This is a genomic window from Shewanella sp. 10N.286.52.A9, from assembly GCF_041468985.1.
Taxonomy (GTDB): domain Bacteria; phylum Pseudomonadota; class Gammaproteobacteria; order Enterobacterales; family Shewanellaceae; genus Shewanella; species Shewanella japonica.
The window spans coordinates 168,148-190,237 of the sequence record NZ_JBFRJQ010000016.1; the positions used below are offsets into that span (position 1 = coordinate 168,148).

Annotated in this window: 15 protein-coding genes; 11 read left to right on the forward strand and 4 right to left on the reverse strand. The window is 35.5% G+C overall.

The features are described from left to right. Window positions 1-101 precede the first annotated feature (101 nt). The 4 genes from AB4128_RS13950 (at window position 102) to AB4128_RS13965 (ending at window position 4,554) form a co-directional block, all read left to right on the forward strand. A complete protein-coding gene (locus AB4128_RS13950) occupies window positions 102-998 on the forward strand; it encodes a ComEC/Rec2 family competence protein (protein ID WP_372038080.1) in 897 nt (298 codons plus the stop codon). Further along, complete coding sequence (locus AB4128_RS13955; RefSeq protein ID WP_372038037.1) at window positions 998-2,245, forward strand: hypothetical protein; 1,248 nt, start codon at window positions 998-1,000, stop codon at window positions 2,243-2,245. Before AB4128_RS13950 ends, AB4128_RS13955 begins: the two co-directional genes overlap by 1 nt. Next, window positions 2,242-3,705, forward strand: coding sequence for a retron St85 family RNA-directed DNA polymerase (locus AB4128_RS13960; protein ID WP_372038038.1), 1,464 nt, complete (start codon window positions 2,242-2,244; stop codon window positions 3,703-3,705). Before AB4128_RS13955 ends, AB4128_RS13960 begins: the two co-directional genes overlap by 4 nt. Window positions 3,706-4,158: 453 nt before the next feature. Continuing rightward, entirely contained in the window at window positions 4,159-4,554 is a 396-nt protein-coding gene (locus AB4128_RS13965) for a hypothetical protein (RefSeq protein ID WP_101215512.1), read from the forward strand. 58 nt (window positions 4,555-4,612) lie between these two features. Here AB4128_RS13965 and AB4128_RS13970 read toward each other — a convergent pair whose 3' ends face one another. After that, window positions 4,613-5,485 (reverse strand): helix-turn-helix transcriptional regulator, encoded by an 873-nt coding sequence (locus tag AB4128_RS13970; RefSeq protein WP_372038039.1) that lies wholly within the window; start codon window positions 5,483-5,485, stop codon window positions 4,613-4,615. A gap of 228 nt (window positions 5,486-5,713) precedes the next feature. On the opposite strand from AB4128_RS13970, the gene AB4128_RS13975 reads away from it, so the two are divergent. The 7 genes from AB4128_RS13975 (at window position 5,714) to AB4128_RS14005 (ending at window position 17,731) form a co-directional block, all read left to right on the forward strand. After that, entirely contained in the window at window positions 5,714-5,938 is a 225-nt protein-coding gene (locus tag AB4128_RS13975; protein ID WP_101215510.1) for a DUF2188 domain-containing protein, read from the forward strand. A 101-nt stretch (window positions 5,939-6,039) separates the two neighbouring features. Continuing rightward, window positions 6,040-10,530, forward strand: coding sequence for a hypothetical protein (locus AB4128_RS13980; RefSeq protein ID WP_372038040.1), 4,491 nt, complete (start codon window positions 6,040-6,042; stop codon window positions 10,528-10,530). Beyond that, window positions 10,530-12,566 carry a hypothetical protein gene (locus AB4128_RS13985; protein WP_372038041.1) on the forward strand — a complete coding sequence of 679 codons (2,037 nt, stop codon included), beginning with the start codon at window positions 10,530-10,532 and terminating at the stop codon, window positions 12,564-12,566. Before AB4128_RS13980 ends, AB4128_RS13985 begins: the two co-directional genes overlap by 1 nt. Window positions 12,567-12,632: 66 nt before the next feature. Beyond that, on the forward strand, window positions 12,633-13,352 hold the full coding sequence (locus AB4128_RS13990; RefSeq protein WP_372038042.1) for a hypothetical protein: 720 nt from the start codon (window positions 12,633-12,635) through the stop codon (window positions 13,350-13,352). A gap of 356 nt (window positions 13,353-13,708) precedes the next feature. Then, the gene (locus AB4128_RS13995) at window positions 13,709-14,443 is read left to right on the forward strand and encodes a DUF2971 domain-containing protein (RefSeq protein ID WP_372038043.1); all 735 of its coding nucleotides are present in this window, start codon (window positions 13,709-13,711) and stop codon (window positions 14,441-14,443) included. Window positions 14,444-15,054: 611 nt separating this feature from the next. Further along, window positions 15,055-15,210 carry a hypothetical protein gene (locus AB4128_RS14000; RefSeq protein WP_372038044.1) on the forward strand — a complete coding sequence of 52 codons (156 nt, stop codon included), beginning with the start codon at window positions 15,055-15,057 and terminating at the stop codon, window positions 15,208-15,210. A gap of 256 nt (window positions 15,211-15,466) precedes the next feature. Beyond that, on the forward strand, window positions 15,467-17,731 hold the full coding sequence (locus AB4128_RS14005; RefSeq protein ID WP_372038045.1) for a hypothetical protein: 2,265 nt from the start codon (window positions 15,467-15,469) through the stop codon (window positions 17,729-17,731). 387 nt (window positions 17,732-18,118) lie between these two features. On the opposite strand, the gene AB4128_RS14010 is transcribed toward AB4128_RS14005, so the two are convergent. The 3 genes from AB4128_RS14010 to AB4128_RS14020 all read right to left on the reverse strand — a co-directional run bounded on the left by AB4128_RS14010 (window position 18,119) and on the right by AB4128_RS14020 (window position 22,046). Further along, a complete protein-coding gene (locus tag AB4128_RS14010; RefSeq protein WP_119967636.1) occupies window positions 18,119-20,833 on the reverse strand; it encodes a TrlF family AAA-like ATPase in 2,715 nt (904 codons plus the stop codon). A gap of 259 nt (window positions 20,834-21,092) precedes the next feature. Next, window positions 21,093-21,575 carry a hypothetical protein gene (locus AB4128_RS14015; RefSeq protein WP_372038046.1) on the reverse strand — a complete coding sequence of 161 codons (483 nt, stop codon included), beginning with the start codon at window positions 21,573-21,575 and terminating at the stop codon, window positions 21,093-21,095. Between the two features lie 105 nt (window positions 21,576-21,680). Further along, window positions 21,681-22,046 (reverse strand): hypothetical protein, encoded by a 366-nt coding sequence (locus AB4128_RS14020; RefSeq protein WP_372038048.1) that lies wholly within the window; start codon window positions 22,044-22,046, stop codon window positions 21,681-21,683. Window positions 22,047-22,090 lie beyond the last annotated feature (44 nt).

The window sequence follows — 22,090 nt, forward strand, 5'->3', positions numbered from 1 at the left end:
AATAACTTTTAATGGATTAACAATATCTTAAATCTGTGAGATTATTAATTCATATATAACTTAACCTCAATTTTTTTATGATCGTATCGTCTTTGAAAGCAATGACAGGTGACTCTTTTGTTATCAAGTGGAAAGAAAACAATCTACTGATTGATGGCGGAATGCCTAATACATATGGTGAGATACAAAGAAAGGTACAAGGAAATAATTTAAGAGCGGTATTTGTAACTCATGTAGATTATGATCATATTGGCGGAGTCATTAATTTAATCAAACAACCAGAAATTGATATTTCAAACTGTACCTTTTTCATGAATAACCCTGACTTAGCAAGTAACTACAATGGCAGTGAAGTAAGGTACGAACATGGTGATACGCTTCAAAAAATGCTACAGCAAAGAGGTACCGACTTTCTTCCTGTAACAAAAGATAGCGCTCCGATTGAAATTGAAGGTTTGAAAATCACTCCAATACTCCCAACCCAAAGTCTTTGCCAAAAGCTGTGCGATAATTGGGACTTAAGCAGGACTTGGGATGAAGTAAAGGGGGATTATGATTATCTAAAATCTCAGAAAAACAACGGGGATATCATAAACAAAGCTTCCGTATGTTTAATAATTGAATATGCTCAAAAAAAGGTACTCATGTTAGGAGATTCACATGCTGATGATGTAAAAGAGTCCTTAAAAGAGTTTGAAGAGTATAAGTTTGATTTAGTTAAACTTTCCCACCATGGCAGCAAACATAATACTAATGCAGGTTTATTAGAACTTATTGATTGTAATAATTATATCATTTCAACAAATAGTAATAAGTACGAACATCCAGATCCTGAAACTATAAAATTACTTTCCAACCGGGCAAGGGAAAAGGGCTGTGAATTTAATATTTATCTTAACTATCCAATTGAAGGTATTATTAGGCAACGTTACATGCAAAAATATAATGCTGAGCTAGATAGCTTAACTTTTATATTTCAACAGGATGTAGAACTGTAGTGTCAATATTAGAAGAATACAAAAAAGCTTTAGTCGGGCATATCAAGACGGTTGATACTAAGTCTATATTAGGAAGTTGTGTTCCATGTAAAAAAGGAAATGATCTTTATATCATTACATGTGGTCATGTTCTTTATAACGATGATTGGAGTGGACTTCGACATGAACTAATAGAATTAAAAGTGGAAGTTAATTCTCATATTTATAAGTTAGTTAATATCCTTGGTACTGTAGAAAACGCAAAAGATACAGACTTATCAATTGTACAAATTAGAAAAGTTGATGATGAGACTAACCTTTCATTTTTTGAACTAAGTCTATTGGAAGTAAAAGATAATAATTATTTAGCCAATTCAAAGGTTTGTGTTTACCCCGAACTTGATGATCGAGCACAAGCAATAGGTGATATAAAGTTTGCAGGAAATGAAACTGACTTCCAATATAGTGTTGAGGTGAATAAAAGTAAATTTCATAATATAAATCTAGGTGCAGCAGGTGCTAGCCAATATAAAGGAGTATCAGGCTCTGGTTTGTTCTATGAGTATAACGGAGAACTATTTTTACAGGGTATTGTTAAGGAAATACCTAACATTAGTGTGAATTCTGAGATCGACCTTGTTAGTGTTAGAGCGATTGGGACTATTTGGGAAGATGCTGCCATAAATAGCAGTGTTAAGAAATTTCATCGTAATTTGCATCATAATTCACCCTTAAATTCAGAAGCTGCACGAATTGAGCTTGCAAAAGAGCTGTTAAATCAAGTATCTGATAAAAGATATAAAGTATTGGTTTGCGCACCTAGTGATATTAGCTCAAGTGATACAGCTAAAACTATATACTCTCAATTAATACAAGAGTTTACACAAGAAAAAATTAGATATTCAGTTGGTGGTGGCAAGGGGCGTTTAGTACCAACTGGCACATATCCTCATCTTGAAGAACAAGATTTTATAGAGTCCGATGAGTGCAGCTCCCTAGTTATTATCGCAGATGATCACTCAACTTTTTCTCAGTTATCTTTACTCTCTAGCTCCATTTTTAATAGTAGAAAAAATAAGGAAGTTTATATCTTCTATGAAGATAGCGTTATAACTACTCAAAACTTTATTAAGGAAGGCCCTTTTAAATTCGCGGAAGATAAGATCAAAGCCCGTGTTTACGAATTTAGTAATTTTAATGATTCGATGATTAAAGAAGTTATATCTGGAATTTCCAGTCTTCACACATGCTTGGGGAGAATAGCATGAGTAGTGAATTAAACCTTAAAGCTTTCATTTGGGGTCTTGGAGTGATCCAACCAGCAACCCCAGAAGAGGTCCAGAACTTTATTCTTCAGGTGCTTTTGAAGCAATCAAATAAAGAGTTTGATATGCAGATAACAGCCCAAAAGCTTTTAGATGAAGACTATATAAGATGTGTATCGAAAAAAAACAAGCTATACAGTATCACTCATGAAGGTGATGAGTTTCTAGGTAACAAACTTAGAGCGCTAAAAGATAAGGAGCGACTTTACTTGCTGAAATCAACAAGGGATGTTAATTTTAGTGGTAAGGGTGCTTCTGAAAGAAATTCGGGTGGTGCATCACCACTTAAACAAGCAAGCTCAAGCACAAAAGTATCCCCTAGGCCAGAAATTTCTCTGTCCTCGGGGCCCCAACCCCAAATCCAGAGAAATTTATGGCCTAGGGTATATTTGCAATTAAATATTGGTTCAAAACCAGAAGCACCCTTAAACTCAATAAATCTAAATTTCTACAGTGCGAATAGCATACCTAGTAAGTTTGACAATCTTGGCCATGCCATTCTTACAACCTCTGAATTAATTGGTGTTAGCTCTTATTTGTTAAAAGATTTTTGTAATAATACACAAAAGTATTATCGATATTTTGAAATACCTAAAAAATCAGGAAAAGGCGTGAGAGTTATATGTGCGCCAAGAGCATTCTTGAAAACAGTTCAGTATTGGATCTTAGACTACTTCCTCTTACGACTTAAGCAACATGAAAGTTGTTATTCATATCGCAAAAACAAATCGATCAAAGATAATGCGAATGCGCATATCAATAAAAAATTTATTTTGTGTATGGATATTGAGTCATTTTTCGATAATATTTCTATAAAACAAGTAGTGCAATGTTTCACAGAAAACTCAATTTCTCCTCACCTTGCAATTTTATTTGCAAAACTTGTAACGTTAAATGGTTCGTTACCTCAAGGCGCACCTACTAGCCCAATTATTTCAAACTCTCATTTGTATGAATTTGATGATTACATTTCTAAATATTGTGCTGAAAATAACCTTAGTTATAGCAGGTATGCAGATGATTTAACTATAGGTTCTGACGATTATGATGCACTTAAAAAGATGGAGAAATTAATAACGGAAGAGTTAGGTTCATTTGGATTAATAATAAATAAGGGTAAAACCCGAATTATTAGTTTTAATGGTTGCCAAATTGTTACTGGTGTTGCAATAAATAATGGTGAATTAAGGCCAACAAGAAAACATAGAAAAGAGGTGCGAGCGCTTTTTCATAGGGCTGAGATCGAAAGGAGCGTTGAACTTTTACCAAAGCTTTACGGTCACTTGAACTATCTCAAAAGCTTTAGAAACGGTGATAGCCCAAAGAATATACAAAAGTATCAATCCATTATTGATAGATTAAAGCTATTAAGAAATATTGAAGGTTTTGGCTCAGAAACTTAATTTTGTTATTTGAAAAAAATTACCGTTAAAGAAAGTAGATCTCGATGACTTAAAAAATTTGATTTCGAGAACAGTCTATATCTTTCCCATATTGGCAAGGTCATTGGCATAACAAATTTTGAATCATCCTTATCTTTTATTTGTTCTTCACGGTGAACGGCAAGAGACAAGTAAATTAGTGCGGATTGTACTTACTTTAAGTGTAAGGGTTGAAGATAATCTCATCTTTTGCTAATTTATATTCAAGCTTTATCACAGGCGGTTACGTCTGATAATAGTATTTATGCATGATACCCGTGACGGGAAATTGCAAGGCTGGCAGCCTTTCTATTAGATACAAACCCTTTAGGTTGTGTGGTGATATTAAATTGGCGGTAATCAAGTACGATACCGGGTTCGCAGCATATAGAGGTCCCTACTGGCCTGCGGCATTAATTTATATCGGATATAACTATGCCTGTAAAAAACTCAACTCCAGCAAACCAATCTTTAAAACATTACAAAAGTCTTTCATATGAAACTCTAGCAGCAAGCTGGCTGCTCAATGATGGTTGGGATGTTTTTCTTCCCATGATAGATCATGGTTTAAAAACCGATTTTGTTATCTCTGATGGCGATGATTTTTATCGCATCCAAGTTAAATCAATTGAAACCAATGATGAAGAAATTCTAGTAGAAAATAAATGGGGTGACGCAAAAATTGATTACGTCATTTATTTTTCAAGAGTTGGTAACTGGGGTTATATCACGCCACCTTTCAGACAAATACGAAAACGATTGAATGCCAAAGGCCACGTTAGGTTTCATCAACACCCTAAAAACTTCACTAAAGCGTTTAAATTGATATGATGTTGATAAATGAATAGTTAGTTGTAACAACAGTTAGCTAATACAACTAACTAAAAAGTTAATCATTAAATCCATCAAAATTAGGAGTTAGATGGAGACCTTCTACTCCGTATAATGCCAAGCGATTCTTAAGTTTTAATCTAAAGTAATGTTCTTCTACAATAGGGTCTTTTGAGCAATCAACGTATAACTTTTGAAGTAAGTAACCAACTGATGATGCTCGTACTCGTTTGCGAAGTATGCCGTCTGTCATGTTGAACTCATTTAAAACGCCGCTTGGATCTTTTAAGCTAGGGTGAGGAATAATTTCTAAATCGACTTGACGATTCCATTGAACATCTTCGTTTTGAAGCTCTTTAGGTAATACAGGTTCTTCAATAGTATGAGCACTTTTAAATCTAGAAATTACAAAATCGGCAAATCTACCTTTTGTTCTATCATAAGCCCTTAAGTGCCATCTTGAACCATTAAACATGTAAGAGTGTGGAATTAGTATTTTTTCACTTGCACCACTAGAGTTGGAGAAATACTCACATGTGATAGGAGCTCGTTGAAGAATTCCTTTTGTTATAGCTGTTACAACCTCAATATCAGGTTCATCAATAATATCGATCACTTCACTCGATATATAAGACTTTGTATTAGCTTGAATCTCATTTCCTGTAAGTTGTGCTAAAACCTCTGAAGATTTGAATTTGAATAACTCTTTCCAATCCTCACTTAAGAAATAGTTTTTTGAATTTGATGAATCAGAGATGTTGTTTGGCATCAGAGTTTTATATTCAGCAATATCTCTACTTGCAGCCGCAGTTCCTATCCCAAACTTTTTAATAAGATCAGCTCTGGTAAAGCTACCTAAAAATCTTAGGCAAAACTCTATGTATCTTAATCTGCTTACTTGTTGTGAAGGTAAATGTTTGAGATCAATCATCTTTAAGCATCGTTTATTTATAATAAAGCTTGTATAGCATAGATTCTATCAAGGTACAAATACAATGCCTTGTAAGAATCTTAATGGTTTTTCTATCAAACCCAAAATAGATCTTGAATGTATCATTGGTATACGGTAGTTTATTAATTGAACTGCAAGGGGTGTTAAGTGAACACCCGTATATGTTTGTTATATAGGTTTATTAAATTGTTTATTAAGGGGTAAAAAATGTCAGGAAAAAATCAACATGTAGTACCACATGACTCTGGTTGGGCAGTTAAAGGCGCTGGTAACTCTAAAGCTACATCAGTTCACAGCACGCAGGCAGAAGCGGCAGCACAGGCTCGCTCTATCGCACAGAATCAAGGTTCAGAAATGCTAATACATGGTAAGAACGGTCAAATCAGAGAGAAAAATAGTTACGGTAATGATCCATATCCACCGAAAGGCTAAGTGTTTTGGTGGTTTTAAATGTAACTACTGCTGGTAGGCAAAACTACGGTATTTCTTATTATGTAATGTAATTTGAAGGTTAATAGTATTAGAGGTTATTCATGAAATGGACTAATGGAAAAAAAGAGCAGCTATTTGTTATTGCTAAGGTGCATGATAAAAAGTTAGTAGCTTTGAAGGAAGTAAATGAGTCAAGTGAGGTAATACATTGTATTGCTGAACAAGTTGATGAGGAACCTCGTGCTGTTTTATTCATGTTAGCTAAAATGGGATTTTTTAAGGCTAATAACCGTACTAGTTATAGAGATGGTGTTTTTTATAAAAGAGATGCTAACGTTTCTATTGAGCAGTTTAGTATTCATCCACAATTTGAAAGGTTATCTACAGAAAGAGCAACTCAACTTGAGTTGGCACTAACCGAATTGATCAAAATTAGTAGTCCACTGGAAGATTGCCTATCTCTATTAAGTGAGCAATTCGAGATAAGTGAACTGAATATAAAGTATGAATTAGTTAGGGCTGGTCTTCTAGTTCATGACGGTGCTAAAGGGTATCAATTTTCAGACAGAACATACCTTCAAGAAGACGAACCAATAGCTGTTTCCGTTGGTAAGTTACAACCTGAAAATAAACTGAAAGATGCAGTTAATAAATATAGGGCTCATGCATCCCAATTGTATAATGTAACTAACCACAACAGGCCTAGTTTGATTCAATCAAATGATGGTACTGGTTTTGGCAAATCCTATGGTGTTATTTCCGAGTACATAGATTATTCCACTAAGCCAAATCTTAGCGGTCAATTTACAAATCTTGTTTTTGTTAGTCCACAAAAATCACAATTTGATTTTGATTCAAGCTTAGTTAGTAAAGCACACAACGCCGGTATTGAGTTTGTCGCGTTTCTTTCTATGTTAGATCTTACAGACCTCGAATTTGAGAGTTGGGTTAGCTCACCAAATGGCGAAAAAATAAAAAATAGTGTTCTTTACACAACGTGGATTAAGAAGAAAACCAAGTATAAATCGTTAGAAAAAGGGTTAACTAGGCTTGCACAGTCAGTAAGAACAGTTGAATCACTTCAAAACCGTATTAATACGGAGGTAAAAATCTATGAAGCGGATAATGCAGAGCTTATAAGTGACTTGAAGAAGCAACTTGAAGAACAACGCAGAAATATGGAAAAAACGTTGTTTGATTTGTCTTTGGCCTGCTTAAATTATAATTCTTCCCCCGTGGATTTAGAGGCTTTGTTTGAGTCTAATACTGAATTAGACATGCTTCGAGCTGCAATTATTAAACACTGTATTCCGTTTTCTGTAGCAATGGTTAAACCTTGTATCATGCTTGCTACAACTAACAAGTTTGATCTTAATATTCGGTTGCCTCAAAAAAATCCTCAAGGACTGTTTTCCTTTAAATCAATGCCATTTGATTGCATTGTTGGTGGAAAAAAGCATCTGACGGATTCTAATATTAGAACCGGTATTCACCTATCTGATAAACATGAGAAAAGAGTCGAGTTTTTAAAAGAGGACTTTTTCGAGGCTGATGATTCTAATTACTTCCGCGATAAAGGAATAAGCTTTACAGTTGTCATCGATGAATTACATGATGCACACAAGCTTTTCTCTGATTCTGCAACGACTACTTTAATTACCCCAGACATTCAGCTAGCCCATGTATTTGCCGGTGTTTATCGAATATATATGCAAGCAACGGAAACCGTTGAAAGTGATATTGAATACACGCCATTTTACGCTGATAAGTTAGCTTTTATAGAAAAGATTAAAGATAACCTTTCTAAATATTGTGATTTATCGACGGGTCTCAATTTGAAATCAGTTTTAACTACATTTGCAGGAAATATTGATTTTGTTCAGATAAGGCATGGTGATGCAGAACAAATAATTAACCTTACAAGAAATGCTTTTTGTTTTACCCCTAAGCGTTACTTTAATGAAGATGGTCTAAAAAGAATTAAAGTTCGATTAGCTCATGGTACGGGTACATGCCAGCTTTATTATACTACCGATGAATCTGATAACACTTTATCGCTGCATGATGTTTATCAAGTAACTATGGCTGTTTTGGCAGCAGCAGCTAAAGAGTTCAAATCATCATCTGAATTTGTTAAGTCACTGAAACAGGGCGGAGATAGTAGCCAAAACTACCCGTTATACAAATTCATGAAGAAAGCCAGAACGGTAGCATCTGAAGTTGAAAGCATGTTTGATCGCCCAGATGAGAGTGAGGAAATTCAGATTGACCATTTTTATACATACTTTCATCCAAAAACGGTGTTTTCTTTAATCCCGCAAAAGTTACTTGAATTTAGAGAACCGTCATTAGAAAAGCTCACTTATGTAAATTTTTCTTTGAGTTTAATTAAAGAGCAACCCGAAGTTTCAATTCTACGGATGCTGCATAATACGCAAAATTCAGTAATAGCACTAAGTGCTACAAGTGGTATAAATAAAAATATTGTTGGTCAATATAATCAACCGTTTTTGAGAAAGTACTGTTGTGAAGGTAACAATAACCTAGGCGTAGAAATCGTTGTTAGAGATTCAAATTCAAAAGATACACTCGTTAATTTAAGAGAAACAAGAGCTGAATTGAGGAAAGTTCAGTTTCACGTATTTGATGAAAACCGTGAGGTCATAGATGAACGTGTACTAACAGATGATTTTAAGGCTACTTTTGATTTCTGGTATAACAGACTGAAAGATTACAGTTTTAAGCAAGACAAATACAAAATGATTGAATTTAAAAGACAATTATCAGCCTGGTTACTTTGTGCCTATGATGGTAAGCATACGTTATCTTTGGCGTTATCGGGAAATTTTTTAGGGGCACTAAAAAAATATGTGATGGCAATAAGGGCAGGAAGAGCAGCTCAACCTAAAGGGTTTAGAGAGTTAGACAAAAAGGGAAGAATATTCCAATTTACTCCTTTCCAAGGTAAACCTGTAATCCAAACCGTGCTTTTTAATGCTGAACTTAATAAAGAGGTTGATGTTAGAAAGTTTGTTCAAGTTGATTCAAACAATTTGAAGTTAGCGTTTATGTCTACCTACAAAGGTGCCGGCACAGGGTTAAACTATTTTGTTGAATACCTCAATGAATCCGGTGGTAGATTCGAGGTTGATTTTGAGCGACTGGTGTTAGTTAATTCTCCCTTCTGGAGCCAAGTTATAAAAGATAGTGCAACCGGCGAAAAAACACTTTATTCGTTAGCTAATTGTCTATCAATAATGAAGCGCATTTCAGATACTTCTGAAGACAAAGCACTTAGCGAGTTTGAGGTAAATCTCGTTCATGGTAAAGATTACCGATTCTTGAATTATGAGCATGAGCTTGAGTTACTGAAAGCTATTATGCAAGCCATTGGTCGCATTGAAAGAAAAGATGCGAATATGCTTAGTGAAATATATATGGCATCTGATATTGCTGATATAGCGGCTGTTCAGTTTTCGAGGTTATCTAAAGACCCTAAAAATGACATATTTTTCGAAAGTATGTCGTTACTAAATCATCGCTTTAAAACTGAATGTCACGAAAGAAGCCTTGAGGTCGGATTCAAAACACAGTCTGAGAGAGAGGTGTTTGAATTAGAGGTCGAATCATCAGGAGAGCTTTTGAATGAGTTTTTTGAAGTAACAGTCCCCGAGATTATTGAAGACGCCCGAAGAGGTGATGATGATTCTATGGAGTTTAATGAATTATTAAGAAAGATAACGTCTGTCAGTAACCCAGAGAAGTACATTCAACAATTACAAACATCTCAAATAGCAAAAAGTGATAAATTGGTTGCCGCTGCAATTGATAAATTGTACATAACGTTAGACGGAAATAAGCAGAGTTTAAAACTCTGTTACAGCGATAAATCTCCAGAAATATTGACTGATATAGTCAATGGAGATCGCCTATATCGCCCAGAAAAAATGATATCTTTAGACTACACCAGTAAAATGGAATTTACTCAGGATAACCTAGTCACAACGCTCGTTCGTGAAAGTGCATCAATATCCTTAGGTGCTTTCCAAAAGTATGTACCTCACCCAAAATTTATCAAATTGATTAAAGGTAATGTAGGAGAACACTTGTTTTCTTTGCTCCTAGATAAACTTAACGTTACTCCGCTATCTACTCAGGAAGTTATTAAAAGGGTTGGAAAAAGAGCGTATGAGCTTTTTGACTTTTATGTAGAAGTCGAGGGAATGCTGTTATGCATTGACGTTAAAAATTGGTCATCTAGTTTAGATAAAGCAGTGCTTTCCAAAAGTACTCATAAAAAAGCACTATCAAAGGTTAATACTATCTCAGACTACGTTAGTGGTAATTATGAGGAAGTTCATTACATGTATGTAAATGGGCGCTTAGAGAATAATTCATTGAACCACGAGCAAGAAGTTGATAACAGCGGGAAACTCTATTATTTGAACCTTTTTAAAGAAGAATCTAGCTATAGACCAAAACACAAAAGAAATGCAGATGGTGAAACCACACAATATTTTGACGGTAGTCAGCTTAAACAAAGAATTGCACTTAATCGTGTGGTATCAACTTTACTTCAAGGAAATGTGTAATGACTTATCAAAGTACTATTCTTGCCAATAATATGCCAGCAGCATCCACTAATATTATTGATGTTCACGGAGAGCTCAACGAACTTATAGCATCATTATTTCAATCACTTAATAGTGATTTATACATAGGCTGTAAGTCTAAGTCTTTCGTTAAGGAAGAAAAGAGCCAAGCTGAATTTGAGCAAAGAATTCATCGAGAAATAAAAATATCAATTCGCAGAGAATTAGAATTATCTAAGGATAAAAATGTTCAATATGAGATGGTAAAGCTATATAACAATGGCTCGTATGAAGTATATTTTTTCTATTTAACCCATACTTTACCTAACTACGCTGAATTGGTTGAGGAATTATCTCAATTAAGTAAGCCACAAAAAGAGCGTTTGATATCTGGACTAATTAGCTTGCAGCTTAAGACAGAGTTTATGGAGCAAACCAAGGATAAATATGAGTTTTCTCCAAGCTTTTATAACGCAGAGCTTTACTTAAGCGTGCAAAGGTCTGGTCGAGAAAAAAAGAATGGAACGGCATATTTTGAAGTGCTAAAACCTGTAATTTATTTTTCGTCGACTCAAGAGTTGTGTTTTGAGTTGAAGAAGAAGGTGTTTAAAACTCAGAAGTTGGAAGCTGTAACCGCAGATCTAGATGAGACCAAAGCGTTATTTAAAAACAAAGAGTTTTCCTATCAGGCAAATAGAGATATTAGCGCCACGAAATTCTCCAAACGCAAGTTTATGTCTTTTGGTGAAAAATATCCTGCTTCAGTTAATTATGCACAAAACCTTATCTCTGACATATTACAAGGCATATTAAATAGACTAGATATAGCATTCGAACCACGCATCTTTAATGCAACGCATGTAACTGATCAATTTTTAGAGTCTGAAAAAGAGCATCCCTCAAACATTGTTCTAATAGATAATTTAGGGCGTGATTTTGACCCGGTGAAAAAAGATAAAGTTTTATCTCAGCTTCATTCAGAGTTCGAGAAAACTGGTCTGTCAATTGTTAAGCCTTCATTAGCAATTGAAGATATGTCACCGGATATAAGTTATATCGTATTAAATGAAGGGGATGGAAATTCTAGTATCACTTTATCTTGTGAGCCAGATAGGGTGTTTACTGGCTTTTGGGATGCTTATTGCAATACAAATTTTTCGCAAAAGCAGAACCTTGATTACTATACACGATTAAAGATTGATAAATTTGAATCACAAACGCAGGTTGTTATACAGGGGCTAAACTTTTCTGAATCGGATAAAGAATCGATAGTAAAAGGTGATGAAGAACGCTATGCGATATCCCCCTATAAGTTAGAAAGAATTAAATCTGAACTGTGGTTAAAACAGAGTGTCTTCATTAATCAGCAATTTACAGACATTAACTTGCCTAGTGCAAGCTTAAAGCTTGTTTATGTAAGAAAAACGGCAAGAAGAAAAAATAACTTTTTTGCATCAGTTGTTGAAGTGACGATAAAAGACAATGTATTAAAAATAACAAATAACCAGGTGATTAAATCTGAAGCTAGATTGAAATTAGAGTGTTCTTTTTTTGGAGAACGAAACTTTCACAACGGTAGTTTCTATTTATACGATGAAGATAATGATGTTTTACTTACGTCATATAGCACAATACGTGTGCCTCAAGTTATTGGTAACACCTTAGTTGATTCTATTTCAGTTGCTGAAAGTGATGAACGAACCGTCAATCGACAAAGCAGCATTGAAAGTTCTGTATTGCCTTACTATTTATTGCCGAAAGAACGCAAGCAGTATCATCATGTTTACCTGCAAGAAGCTGGCGTCGATCTATTCTACTTTGTAGCCCAAAAGCAAAGACCTAATCAAGATATTGCAAAGCAAAATCGTATCTATAACTTACTCACTTTCAATAGTAATGGTGATTTGTTAAATGCTTTAGAACAATCCGTGACACATTTGTTTTTTAATTCGTTCACTGAAGATATTTTAAAAATAAATGAAGTTAGCAAGAGTTCGTTATTTGAAAAAATAGCCAAGTTATATATAGAAAATTAGAACAATCGATATTAAAAAATAATTCATATAATCAACCAATTAAATTTTAACTATGAAGAGGTGAAAATGGAAGAAGCAACATTTGTGAGTTTTTTGGAGTGGGCTATTACGTCAGATAAGGTTGTAGCAGCAATTATTGTAGTAGTAGGCTCCTTTTTGGTTGCTTCACTTAATAAAATAATTAGAGGTCGAAATGAATCTACTTCTTCTAAGTTTGAAAATATAGAATTGATTGCAAATCTTAGCTCTTCTTACAAAACATCAGCAGATGACACTCCATTTATCGCTAAAACTGCCCATCCAGAAGCAGAAAAAAATGATATTGGAGAAGATAAAGGAAAAGTTCAAGACTTCTATGAATACCGTCACCTAATCACGGAAGCGTATGCTTCCTTACATAATTGTCATATAAAGTTCGATATAATCAAGGCATTGCAAAAAGTAGATGATCCTTCATTTGCGATTAAGCTGTATTCAAAATATCACCCATGTATTGGCTACTCTAAGAAAAATGAAGTTGTAACTATTAATATTAAACGACACCCATTTGTTCATGGATTATATTTATGCTTTATAAGCTTATTGTTTTTCAGCTTATCTGTTCTCGGTGGCTTTTTCTCTACACTATCTACAAAAAGTGATTTATTTAGCCAAATATTTAACGGATCACTAATCTTTTCTACATTTATTGTTGGCTTCATAGCTTTGTTAAAAGCGTTTGACTATATGATCACAACAAAAGGGTTCTTGGAAAGAAACATGAAAAGCCTACCCAATGCGCGGTAGTAATTACTTTTAAAAGCTGATATTTTACAGATGATTACCTGAATTCCAATTGGTATTGTTATTTATTTCAGGGCTAAGTTACTTGCCATTGATGGCGGATCTCGCAACTTTAGTTTGTTTTGGTTCTTTAGTAATTGATAAGCTCTTTAAGGATATTAATATGGAGACAGTATTTTGGTGCGGGGTGGTGTTTGCGCGGGCAAAGGCTTCAAGTCTAGTACTGGTTCTGAAATAGTAACGATAGCTCGGGATGTAGACGCCACGGGGTAACTCCCTGAGCCCGCGCCACTTTTTCCTGTGTATGTTTCACTTCTAAGATATCAAAAAATATTTTAAGTTTGTAAAGGGATTTAAGCTTGAAACACCCCGAGATAAAATCGTTATTCAAATACTATCCAATAGGTAAAAATCAGCTGAATGCTCTTGCTCTGGGTAAGCTTTGGTATTCAAAACCTGTCCGTTTTAATGACCCGTTTGATACTCGTTTTTACGTGGATGGTAGGGTTTATACATATGAAAATGAGCTTGATACTAATAAATTAACGGAAGTATTTGGCAGTGATATGTCTGATGCGATAGTGACTAAAAAAGTATCTTTAAAAAGTAAGTTGGAGCTATTTAAAAAAGAGATTGAAGAGCTTGGGGTTTTATCGTTAGCGACAAGTAATAAAAATTTATTGATGTGGTCGCATTATGCCGATGAGCATTACGGAATGTGTATGGAGTTTGTTCGTATAGCAGGTAGTAAATTAGCGGATGATATGGAAACTCGACCTATTCATTACACTGATAATCACCCAACCTTAACTCCTAAAGCGCTTCTAGATTTCGATAAAAAAATGTCTAGTAAAAGGCGAATCCTTTATGCTAAATCCAAGCATTGGGGATATGAAGAGGAATGGCGGCATATTCTTGAAGTTGGAGATCAGTTATACCCTTGGCCAGCACCACTCAAAGCTGTCTATTTTGGTTGTAAAGTTGAAATGCAAGACATCAATCTAGTCCAAAAAGTTATTAATAACAGCAACGTTAAATATTACAAAGCTGATTTAAATAAAAGTACATTTGGCATAAATTTCAATGCAGTATAGATTTTTAAACTATCAATTTATAAATTAAGCATTTTCTTGCTTGCCACTTTGTCGCTTAAAATTCCCAAGCTAAATATTCTAGACATCTAATATCGAAGAAAAGGATACATAGAATACCTAAAAACGATTCTACAAGCCTAAACTTACCTAGCAAAATTAGATGCCCGTCAAGTGGTCGTCAAGAATAACTTTGCGAGTATATGAGTAGTTAAGACCTAGCATATAATTCTGCCATTTCATGAAATTCAGTTTTTTTGTTTGAAAAGTCACTAATTGAACTTTTTTACTGTAAAAATTACAAAACAGGTGCTCTTTATATAATTGAGGACAATAAAACTAAAAATTACTGAGATTTATTCTTCTAGGTAATAGAAGTTAAACTTGTGGGGGTCTTCTCATTTCAAAGAAATGAGGTATACCGACGCTTCGCGTCGAAAATATCCAGCTTTGTTTTTACCTATTTGCAAGGTCATAACTTAAGGAAAAGCATCAATAAATAGGTTTTTACAAAAATAAAAATTTCTCAGCCAGTCACATAACTGACGGTTATTAATTTTCTTTATAGATTACACATCACCCAGTGTTGGGTTAATTAAATCTCGGAGAAAATTATGTCTAAGTCAAAATCAAATCAAACACATATGACCACAAAAGCTGCTGCTCGTATTCAAAGTAGCGAAGCAAAAACAAGTGGCGGTCAAGTGTCTTCAAAAGGCTTTGCTGCAAGAGCAGCTCGTGCTGCCGCTAATAATAACAAAAACGGTTAAGGAGTCAGGACTAGGAAGTTGTTGACTTCCTAGTCCTTTATTTTGATTATGTCCGCATACAGTAAAGATAAAGAAATTAGTAAGCTGGTAAAACACTTAATTAAATCTGGTTGGGTGTTCAAACAAGGAAAGACGCACGGCTTAATATATGCGCCTAAAGGTGGTCGCATTGCAGTTCCTTGTACGCCGAGTGATAGGCGATCACACCTTAACTTTAAACGAAACCTTAAAAGAATTATGACAATGGAAGTTGATTATGCTTAAAGAAAAGCGCCAACCATTTATGACACCTGTTGAAATAGTACGCATTATCGCTAGTGCAATAGGAATTAAAGCATCGAATAAGCAGCTAGATACTTTTGCTTTCAAATATGACCAACCCTACACCTTAGCTTCAAGTTTATTCAAAGAATCTATTTCAGTTCCTCTTTCTAAGTTCATCAATAAGGACTTCTCTAAAAAATTAGAAGCTAAATTTGAATCAATGATGCGGGACTATATTGAATTGGTTAACTCAACTCCTATGGACGGTATAACCAGAGTCGAGACTGAAGGAATTCTAACCCGGTGGATCCTCGATACTGTTGCTGTCGAATTCAATCTTTTTATGGGAAAAGTAATTGAAGGGCCAAATTATTTAATGAGAGGTAACCTTCATCCTAATGGGATCACCCAGGCGTTTGATTGGTTATCTTCAAATGTTGAGTGGTGGGATAGCTTTCTTAAATTTATTCCAAAAGAAAAACGTCATCGCTTCAAGCTTTGGGAAAGTAATGATGAACTGCCAAAGCTATCTAATATAACAAATATTCCAGATTATCTTCCTAATTCTGAAGTTGAGGGGCATGAATGGGAAAAGATCAAAGTTGTTATTTTAGCAGCCCGTTTTATCGATATTTTACAGCGAAATTATGTCGATATTTACCCAGAAAAATTAGTCAATGTTGCTGTATTGAGCTTAAATCAAGTTGAACAATATATATGGCATTTGAAGAGTAACAATCAAGTTTGGCTCAAACCGCTAGGGAAACAAGGGCTAGAGATAGATTACATTTTTTATAAAAAGGGTGAAAATAAAGAACTCTCTAATGCAGCTCGAAAACAGTGCTCAAAAACGTTGATTGACGAGCTTGAAGTCTCAACTTTTAAGCATTCCAAATTTAATATGGGATATTGGCTGAACTGGTATCGTGCTCGATGGTATGCTCTGAATGGTGAGCTTAAAGAAGCAAATAGCCATTTTAAAACAACGTTTGAACAAGCTTTATTTTTTGCAGGTCCATCGATGCCTGAAATTATAAAAGAAGCCCTTAGTATTGCTTCTAGCCTTAAACCTACACCAGATAAAGCTTTCATTAAGAGGTTGAAAAACTCTGCAATCCTATTTGGTATTGATATACCTTTGCATAAGGAAGATAAAAGCCAATTAGAAGCTAATCGCTTTGATAGTGTAGTTGAGGATTGGGAATTAAAATTATATGCAGCAACATTTCAAAAACACTTTCCATCGACTTTACAGTTCAATGTAAGTTCCTCAACTGAAGCGAAACGGATAGGACCATTACTAGGTACTTTTGAACAAAACCTTAAACCTAACTCCCGTAGTCCAAATAAAAGAATAGAAATTGGAGAATCTTGGGAAAAACAGATGCCTCAAATAGTATATTTCTCGATGATGAATCAGGTAGATACTGTTTCTCAATTAATTGATAAAGGTGTCAACATTAACGCTCTGTCTGACTCAAATGAATCTGCATTGCTATTTTCTATCTTGCAAATGGATGTACTGGACCATGGTTCAAGTATGAATGATAGCCTGTTCAAGCTTGTTACCTCAGTGAAGCACCACAACGATGTTGTTAATACGAAAACTTCGAAGAAAAAATTATTACCTTTAGTCTGTGCTGTTGATACAGGTAGGCCAGAAGTCGTAGCAAGGGTCATAGAAATAGGGGCAAACGTTAACTTCAGAGGAAATACGGATAATCAATCAGCACTTTTCGCTGCGCTATGTAAAATATCAATGATAAAAAGGCCTGATTTTTTTAAAAATCTAATGAAGACCCATCCTTTGAATAATGAATTATTAGATACAATAAGGAGACATTCTAACGGCCTAATGGGGACTACTCTGGATGAAGTTAAAAGAAATTATGAGAAACAATTACAAGATCCGAACTTTCAAAAAATTACAGGTATGGGTCAAAACTTGATGGTAGATAGGGTTAAAGAGTTTATGACATTAGATGGCATGAGAAATATAGCCCAATTACTCATAAATGCAGGTTCTGACGCTAATGCCGGTCATAAAACTAGGATTAATGGGTTTACACCTTTGATGCTTGCGGCTGAGCTAGATGAAGTTGAACTGTTTGAAGCTATGGTTCAGAAAAACGGAGACCCACTAATAACTGCTGAGCATCCTGAAACAGGAAACCCAATTGATAGTAAATACGTTGCTTTTGCTCATCAATCAAATAAAGTATTAAGGTACTTAGCTTCTCAACAGAAAAGGGCATAAGCGTAATATCGATTTATTGGTCACAAACTTTATTAAATAAAAGAGCGAATTTATTTTAAATGAAGAAGTTTAGTCACAGACTTTATTAAAGGTCAGTGTAAAAATTAGCTTTAAAATTTAGCCGCTCTAGTCACAATCTTTATTACTGCTAACCACTTAACCTCAGCTATGCTGCGTTAGTTGACACTTTTGGCTACTCATTGACAGCAGTCAACTCCGTGGCCAAAAGCATCAACTGCCTTGCCTAGCTATCGGCAGTAACGCCATTATGGTGTAGTTGAGGTTAATGGAAGTTTCAAAAATTAAAAAGCGAACCGTTTGGTTCGCTTTTTTGTTGGGGTCTGACAGTTTACTTAGTTCTAACCGTCTTGGCTTCTGTGTTATTTATCAAGTATTTCTTAATCTATGATAACGCTTATCAAATGCAATGGCACCGCCTTCCATGATATTACAAACATGTTCACGTATACCTTGCTCACATAAGCCTCCAGCTTCCAACACTTGCACTTGTCCCGCATGAAAATGGAGGACATTTACAAACTCAGCATCACCATTAACTACAATATTCGGGTTATGTGTCACCATGATTATTTGTCTACGTTTTTTATTTTCATGGATTTGAGAAACTATCAGCTGGTAAATGAGTGCATTATCTAAATCATCTTCAGGCTGATCGACAATAATTGGATTATCACCATGACTAAGCAAAAAGGCTAAAATGGCTGCCGCTTTTTGGCCTGCTGAACCTTTTTCAATATTCTCAAATTTACTTCGTTCTATATCCTTAGCATATTCCACCACAAGTTGATCATCAGGCCACCAAGCCATCAATCGATCAAAAGCTTCAGGTTGTTGTGAAAGCTTTTGTGCAAGTGAAGTCTTCAAGCGATTATCAATTCGATAAGGTGCAACGTCATCTCCAGAGGCTAAGGTTAGAGTTGTATCTTTTAACTTGTGGACCTCGCTTGCGATATCTTTCAGAGTTAACTCATTTGAAAGTAACTGAAATAGAAGACTGTTAGCTTGATCATCTTGATAAATAGAAGGAGAAAAGCTGCTTTCGACACCAATATGCCCTCTGAATTTTTCTTCAATTTTGGCTTTGTTTGCAAATGGTAAAAGTTTCATTTTCACGTAACGATTTCCACCAATCACTTTCTGAATAAAGCTTTGGCGTTTTCTCTGTAGTCTACGTCTTAATACATATAACTTTTTAAGTGACTTATCACACTGCTCTTTTTTTCTTGTTAAATTGGTTTTTACTGTTTCCAACTCTTCTAATTGAGTGTTAATTTCATTTCTTTGGGTAAGCCAAGTTTCGTACTGTTCAGGGTTCAGCTCTTCGCCTCTCTCCGCGTATTCCTGTACAACTTGCTCATATTGTTGTGTAGTTTCTGCACCTTTTATATACCAGTTTGATTCACTAATTGCTTTTTCTCGATCCTGTTCAGCTTTAGTAATTGACTCTTTTAGTTTTCCCAGTTCAGCCTGAACTGAAACCAAGTCCCCTTTAAAAGCAGCCTGAATTGTTTCTAATTCAGTAACATAATCAGGTTTATCAACACCTTCTTCAACCAAAGTCAGCTCTGCAAACTCCTCAGATAGCATGCTATCTATTGATTCAATTAACCCTGATGTACCGGCTGACTTTTCAACTTTTTGTTTTTCAAGAGAGAAGGTTTGGTAGGCATTGAATATATCCTTATGACCACCTTGCTCAAAGCTTTCGATATCGCTGTTTAAATCATCTTTCTGAGACTCGAGCGTACCCTTATTATCCAAACGTTCTTGTTGCTGGCGAACTTCCCTGCATAGCCCAAAAAACTTGCTAAACTCCATATCAAATTGATGCTTCCAAGCTGAATAGTTAACTTCACTAGAGCGGTCAATAATCTCTAATAGGCTATTAGTATTACCAGCTAATGCATTAATTTGTTTTTGGCTATATAAGCTAACGTGAAATCGCTCATCGGGTTTCCCATTGTCGAGCGCCCAATCATCTTCTTGTCGTTTAGTTATATAGGGTGCGGAATTATGTTTCCAAATCGACTGATACGATTCATCTCTTCTTTGTAGCTCAACACATATCTCGGTATCAGCTTTAGTTACTCCAAGCTTAAAAGAACAAACATCATCATTAATTTGCTTAAGATCTGAAATTTCATCTTCACGTCCTAGCGCCAATCGAACGGACTCAATAAATGTAGATTTTCCCGAGCCTCGTCCGCCAATTACGGCGTTAAACAAAGGGTGCAAGTTGAATACTTCAGGTCGGCCTGGAATTCGCCCACAATGTTGCATCTGTGAAATGTTTAAACTTTTTAAAAACATATCTGGTGTTGAATTAGGATCTTCAACACTATTATCAACGCAAAAGCCATGGTCATGAAGAGCAAGTTTAAGCCCATCAATTGATGGTTGACTCATCTTAATCCATGAGAACCGTTTACCTAAGCGACTGCATTCATGGGCATCAGAGCCTTGAACCTTAGCTAAGTGCTCCGCTGCTGTTGATAGTTCAGGGTTTACTGCATCAAGAAAGTCTAAATTTACAAATTCAGCGGCTTCAATTTTATCAAGCCACGATTTAATTTCAGGATTAATATTTACTATTCCATTTAACAGCCCTTTAGCGCCATCGATATGTGCAGGTATAGCAGCTCCGTTCGCATTATTTACAATAGAGATAACCTTATCAACGGACTCTGTTGCACAGGTCTCTTCTGCATCACCATGCCTTTCTGTAATACCGCATTGCCCAAGAACAGCTGTGATTTTTGCAGAGTGGCAAGAAGGATCGAAAATAGCCAGAATATGCACCCGAGATTGCCCCGTACTTACTGTAATTTCACAGCCTGGAAAGAGATGCAGTGGACGATACCATTCCGCAGTCTGATCCAGTGATGCGTAGGTGGTTTTTAGTCGATCAATCCAGTCACCAGAAACATGATCTGTAATAGCAACGCAATCTACCTTCTCAGCCATCAATGCTTTAAGCCAATCGGTTTCATCTTCTTCAGGTTTCTTATAATCAGATGAAGCTGGTGTATGCGTATGAAAGTCGAATTTAAACCATCGACTACCAAATGAGGTGTGGAGCATAATTAAAATTTCCAGCGATTAAATAGGTAGGTCAAAGTAAGCTTTCAATTTGTGCTTGTGCGGTTCAAATGAACTGACTTTTACAAGCGAATGATTGGCTTCTTCTTCCCTGAAAGGCGTTCTCTTATTGGGTTAAGAGCTTGGCCTGCGTTTGTTTTTATTGGTGATACATTACGCTATTTGTTTTGTTAAGTGCAATGCTTTAGCGCATAAAATGACATAAAAAGTATTTAAAAATAATATGTTAGTTGCAGTGTTGCTAATTTACACTCGCACATGCGGCTTCTTTTTGTTTCTGTATGTCTTCGCTGTTGTCTTGCATCGACGCTAGGATGAGTTGATTACACAACTTATCTTGTAACTGCTGCGGAGTTTTCGCTTTAGGTTGACTGATTTGAGCTACCATAGGTTTGTAGGTGAGAGTGGCGTTGCAGTACATATTCGAAATACTTCTGCCTTTTGCACTAAGATTTTGTTTGCTTGATAACTGAATACAAATGTCATTGAACATGCTTTTAGCTTGTTGGGTGCATTTTGAATATTGGGTGGAGTCTTGGATTAGGTTGACGCAAACACTGTCTTGTTTTATCCGCCACATTTGATGCTGGAATCGAATCTCAGTGTCATGGTATTGCAGCACTTTTGTACTGATAGTGGTATTCAGGCTATCACTATACACTTTAGAGACGTTATTACTGACACTTTCTAAATAGGCTGCAAACAACTGTGATAGCGGATCCATCGCTTTTTCCTCTGAAACTGAATATAAAAATATGGTGTTACCAAACCTAAATAAGTGGGGTCAGAGTAAACTTAATTGATTTATCTTTAAAAGGGGAAGGGGTGACTAAGGCTTTCGAATAGATGGTCGTCCTATATGTACTATGGCCATTTTGCTGTCAAGCTCCCAAAAGCATGCTTCATCAATATGTGGGCAACGATATCTAACTTCGTAACTACTGTAGCCATAATCATGACAACCAGTACGAACTAAAAATACTCCATCTTTATCACGTCCAATCCAACATACGGTTGTCTTTTTCAAAGTACGAACATACATGCCTAAATAATATTGTGGAAAGCCTTGTTCGAAATTGCTGACTATTGCATTTACCGCTTTTTCGCTAACGCCTTCTTCAATTTCAAGCTCAGTTTCTGAATGTGCTATTGGGCTGAAAAAGAGAAATAAGGTACAGAAGGTTCTTAACATCATGTAATCACATAATCCTTTAAGTGAAACAAGCGTGATTGGCTTCC

Bases quoted from the DNA above. Each gene is read 5' to 3' on its own strand.
- AB4128_RS14005 (WP_372038045.1), top strand. From the start codon at position 15,467: ATGCTTAAAGAAAAGCGCCAACCATTTATGACACCTGTTGAAATAGTA.
- AB4128_RS13970 (WP_372038039.1), bottom strand. From the start codon at position 5,485: ATGATTGATCTCAAACATTTACCTTCACAACAAGTAAGCAGATTAAGA.
- AB4128_RS14020 (WP_372038048.1), bottom strand. From the start codon at position 22,046: ATGATGTTAAGAACCTTCTGTACCTTATTTCTCTTTTTCAGCCCAATA.
- AB4128_RS13980 (WP_372038040.1), top strand. From the start codon at position 6,040: ATGAAATGGACTAATGGAAAAAAAGAGCAGCTATTTGTTATTGCTAAG.
- AB4128_RS13950 (WP_372038080.1), top strand. From the start codon at position 102: ATGACAGGTGACTCTTTTGTTATCAAGTGGAAAGAAAACAATCTACTG.
- AB4128_RS14015 (WP_372038046.1), bottom strand. From the start codon at position 21,575: ATGGATCCGCTATCACAGTTGTTTGCAGCCTATTTAGAAAGTGTCAGT.
- AB4128_RS14010 (WP_119967636.1), bottom strand. From the start codon at position 20,833: ATGCTCCACACCTCATTTGGTAGTCGATGGTTTAAATTCGACTTTCAT.
- AB4128_RS13960 (WP_372038038.1), top strand. From the start codon at position 2,242: ATGAGTAGTGAATTAAACCTTAAAGCTTTCATTTGGGGTCTTGGAGTG.
- AB4128_RS13965 (WP_101215512.1), top strand. From the start codon at position 4,159: ATGCCTGTAAAAAACTCAACTCCAGCAAACCAATCTTTAAAACATTAC.
- AB4128_RS14000 (WP_372038044.1), top strand. From the start codon at position 15,055: ATGTCTAAGTCAAAATCAAATCAAACACATATGACCACAAAAGCTGCT.
- AB4128_RS13990 (WP_372038042.1), top strand. From the start codon at position 12,633: ATGGAAGAAGCAACATTTGTGAGTTTTTTGGAGTGGGCTATTACGTCA.
- AB4128_RS13985 (WP_372038041.1), top strand. From the start codon at position 10,530: ATGACTTATCAAAGTACTATTCTTGCCAATAATATGCCAGCAGCATCC.
- AB4128_RS13975 (WP_101215510.1), top strand. From the start codon at position 5,714: ATGTCAGGAAAAAATCAACATGTAGTACCACATGACTCTGGTTGGGCA.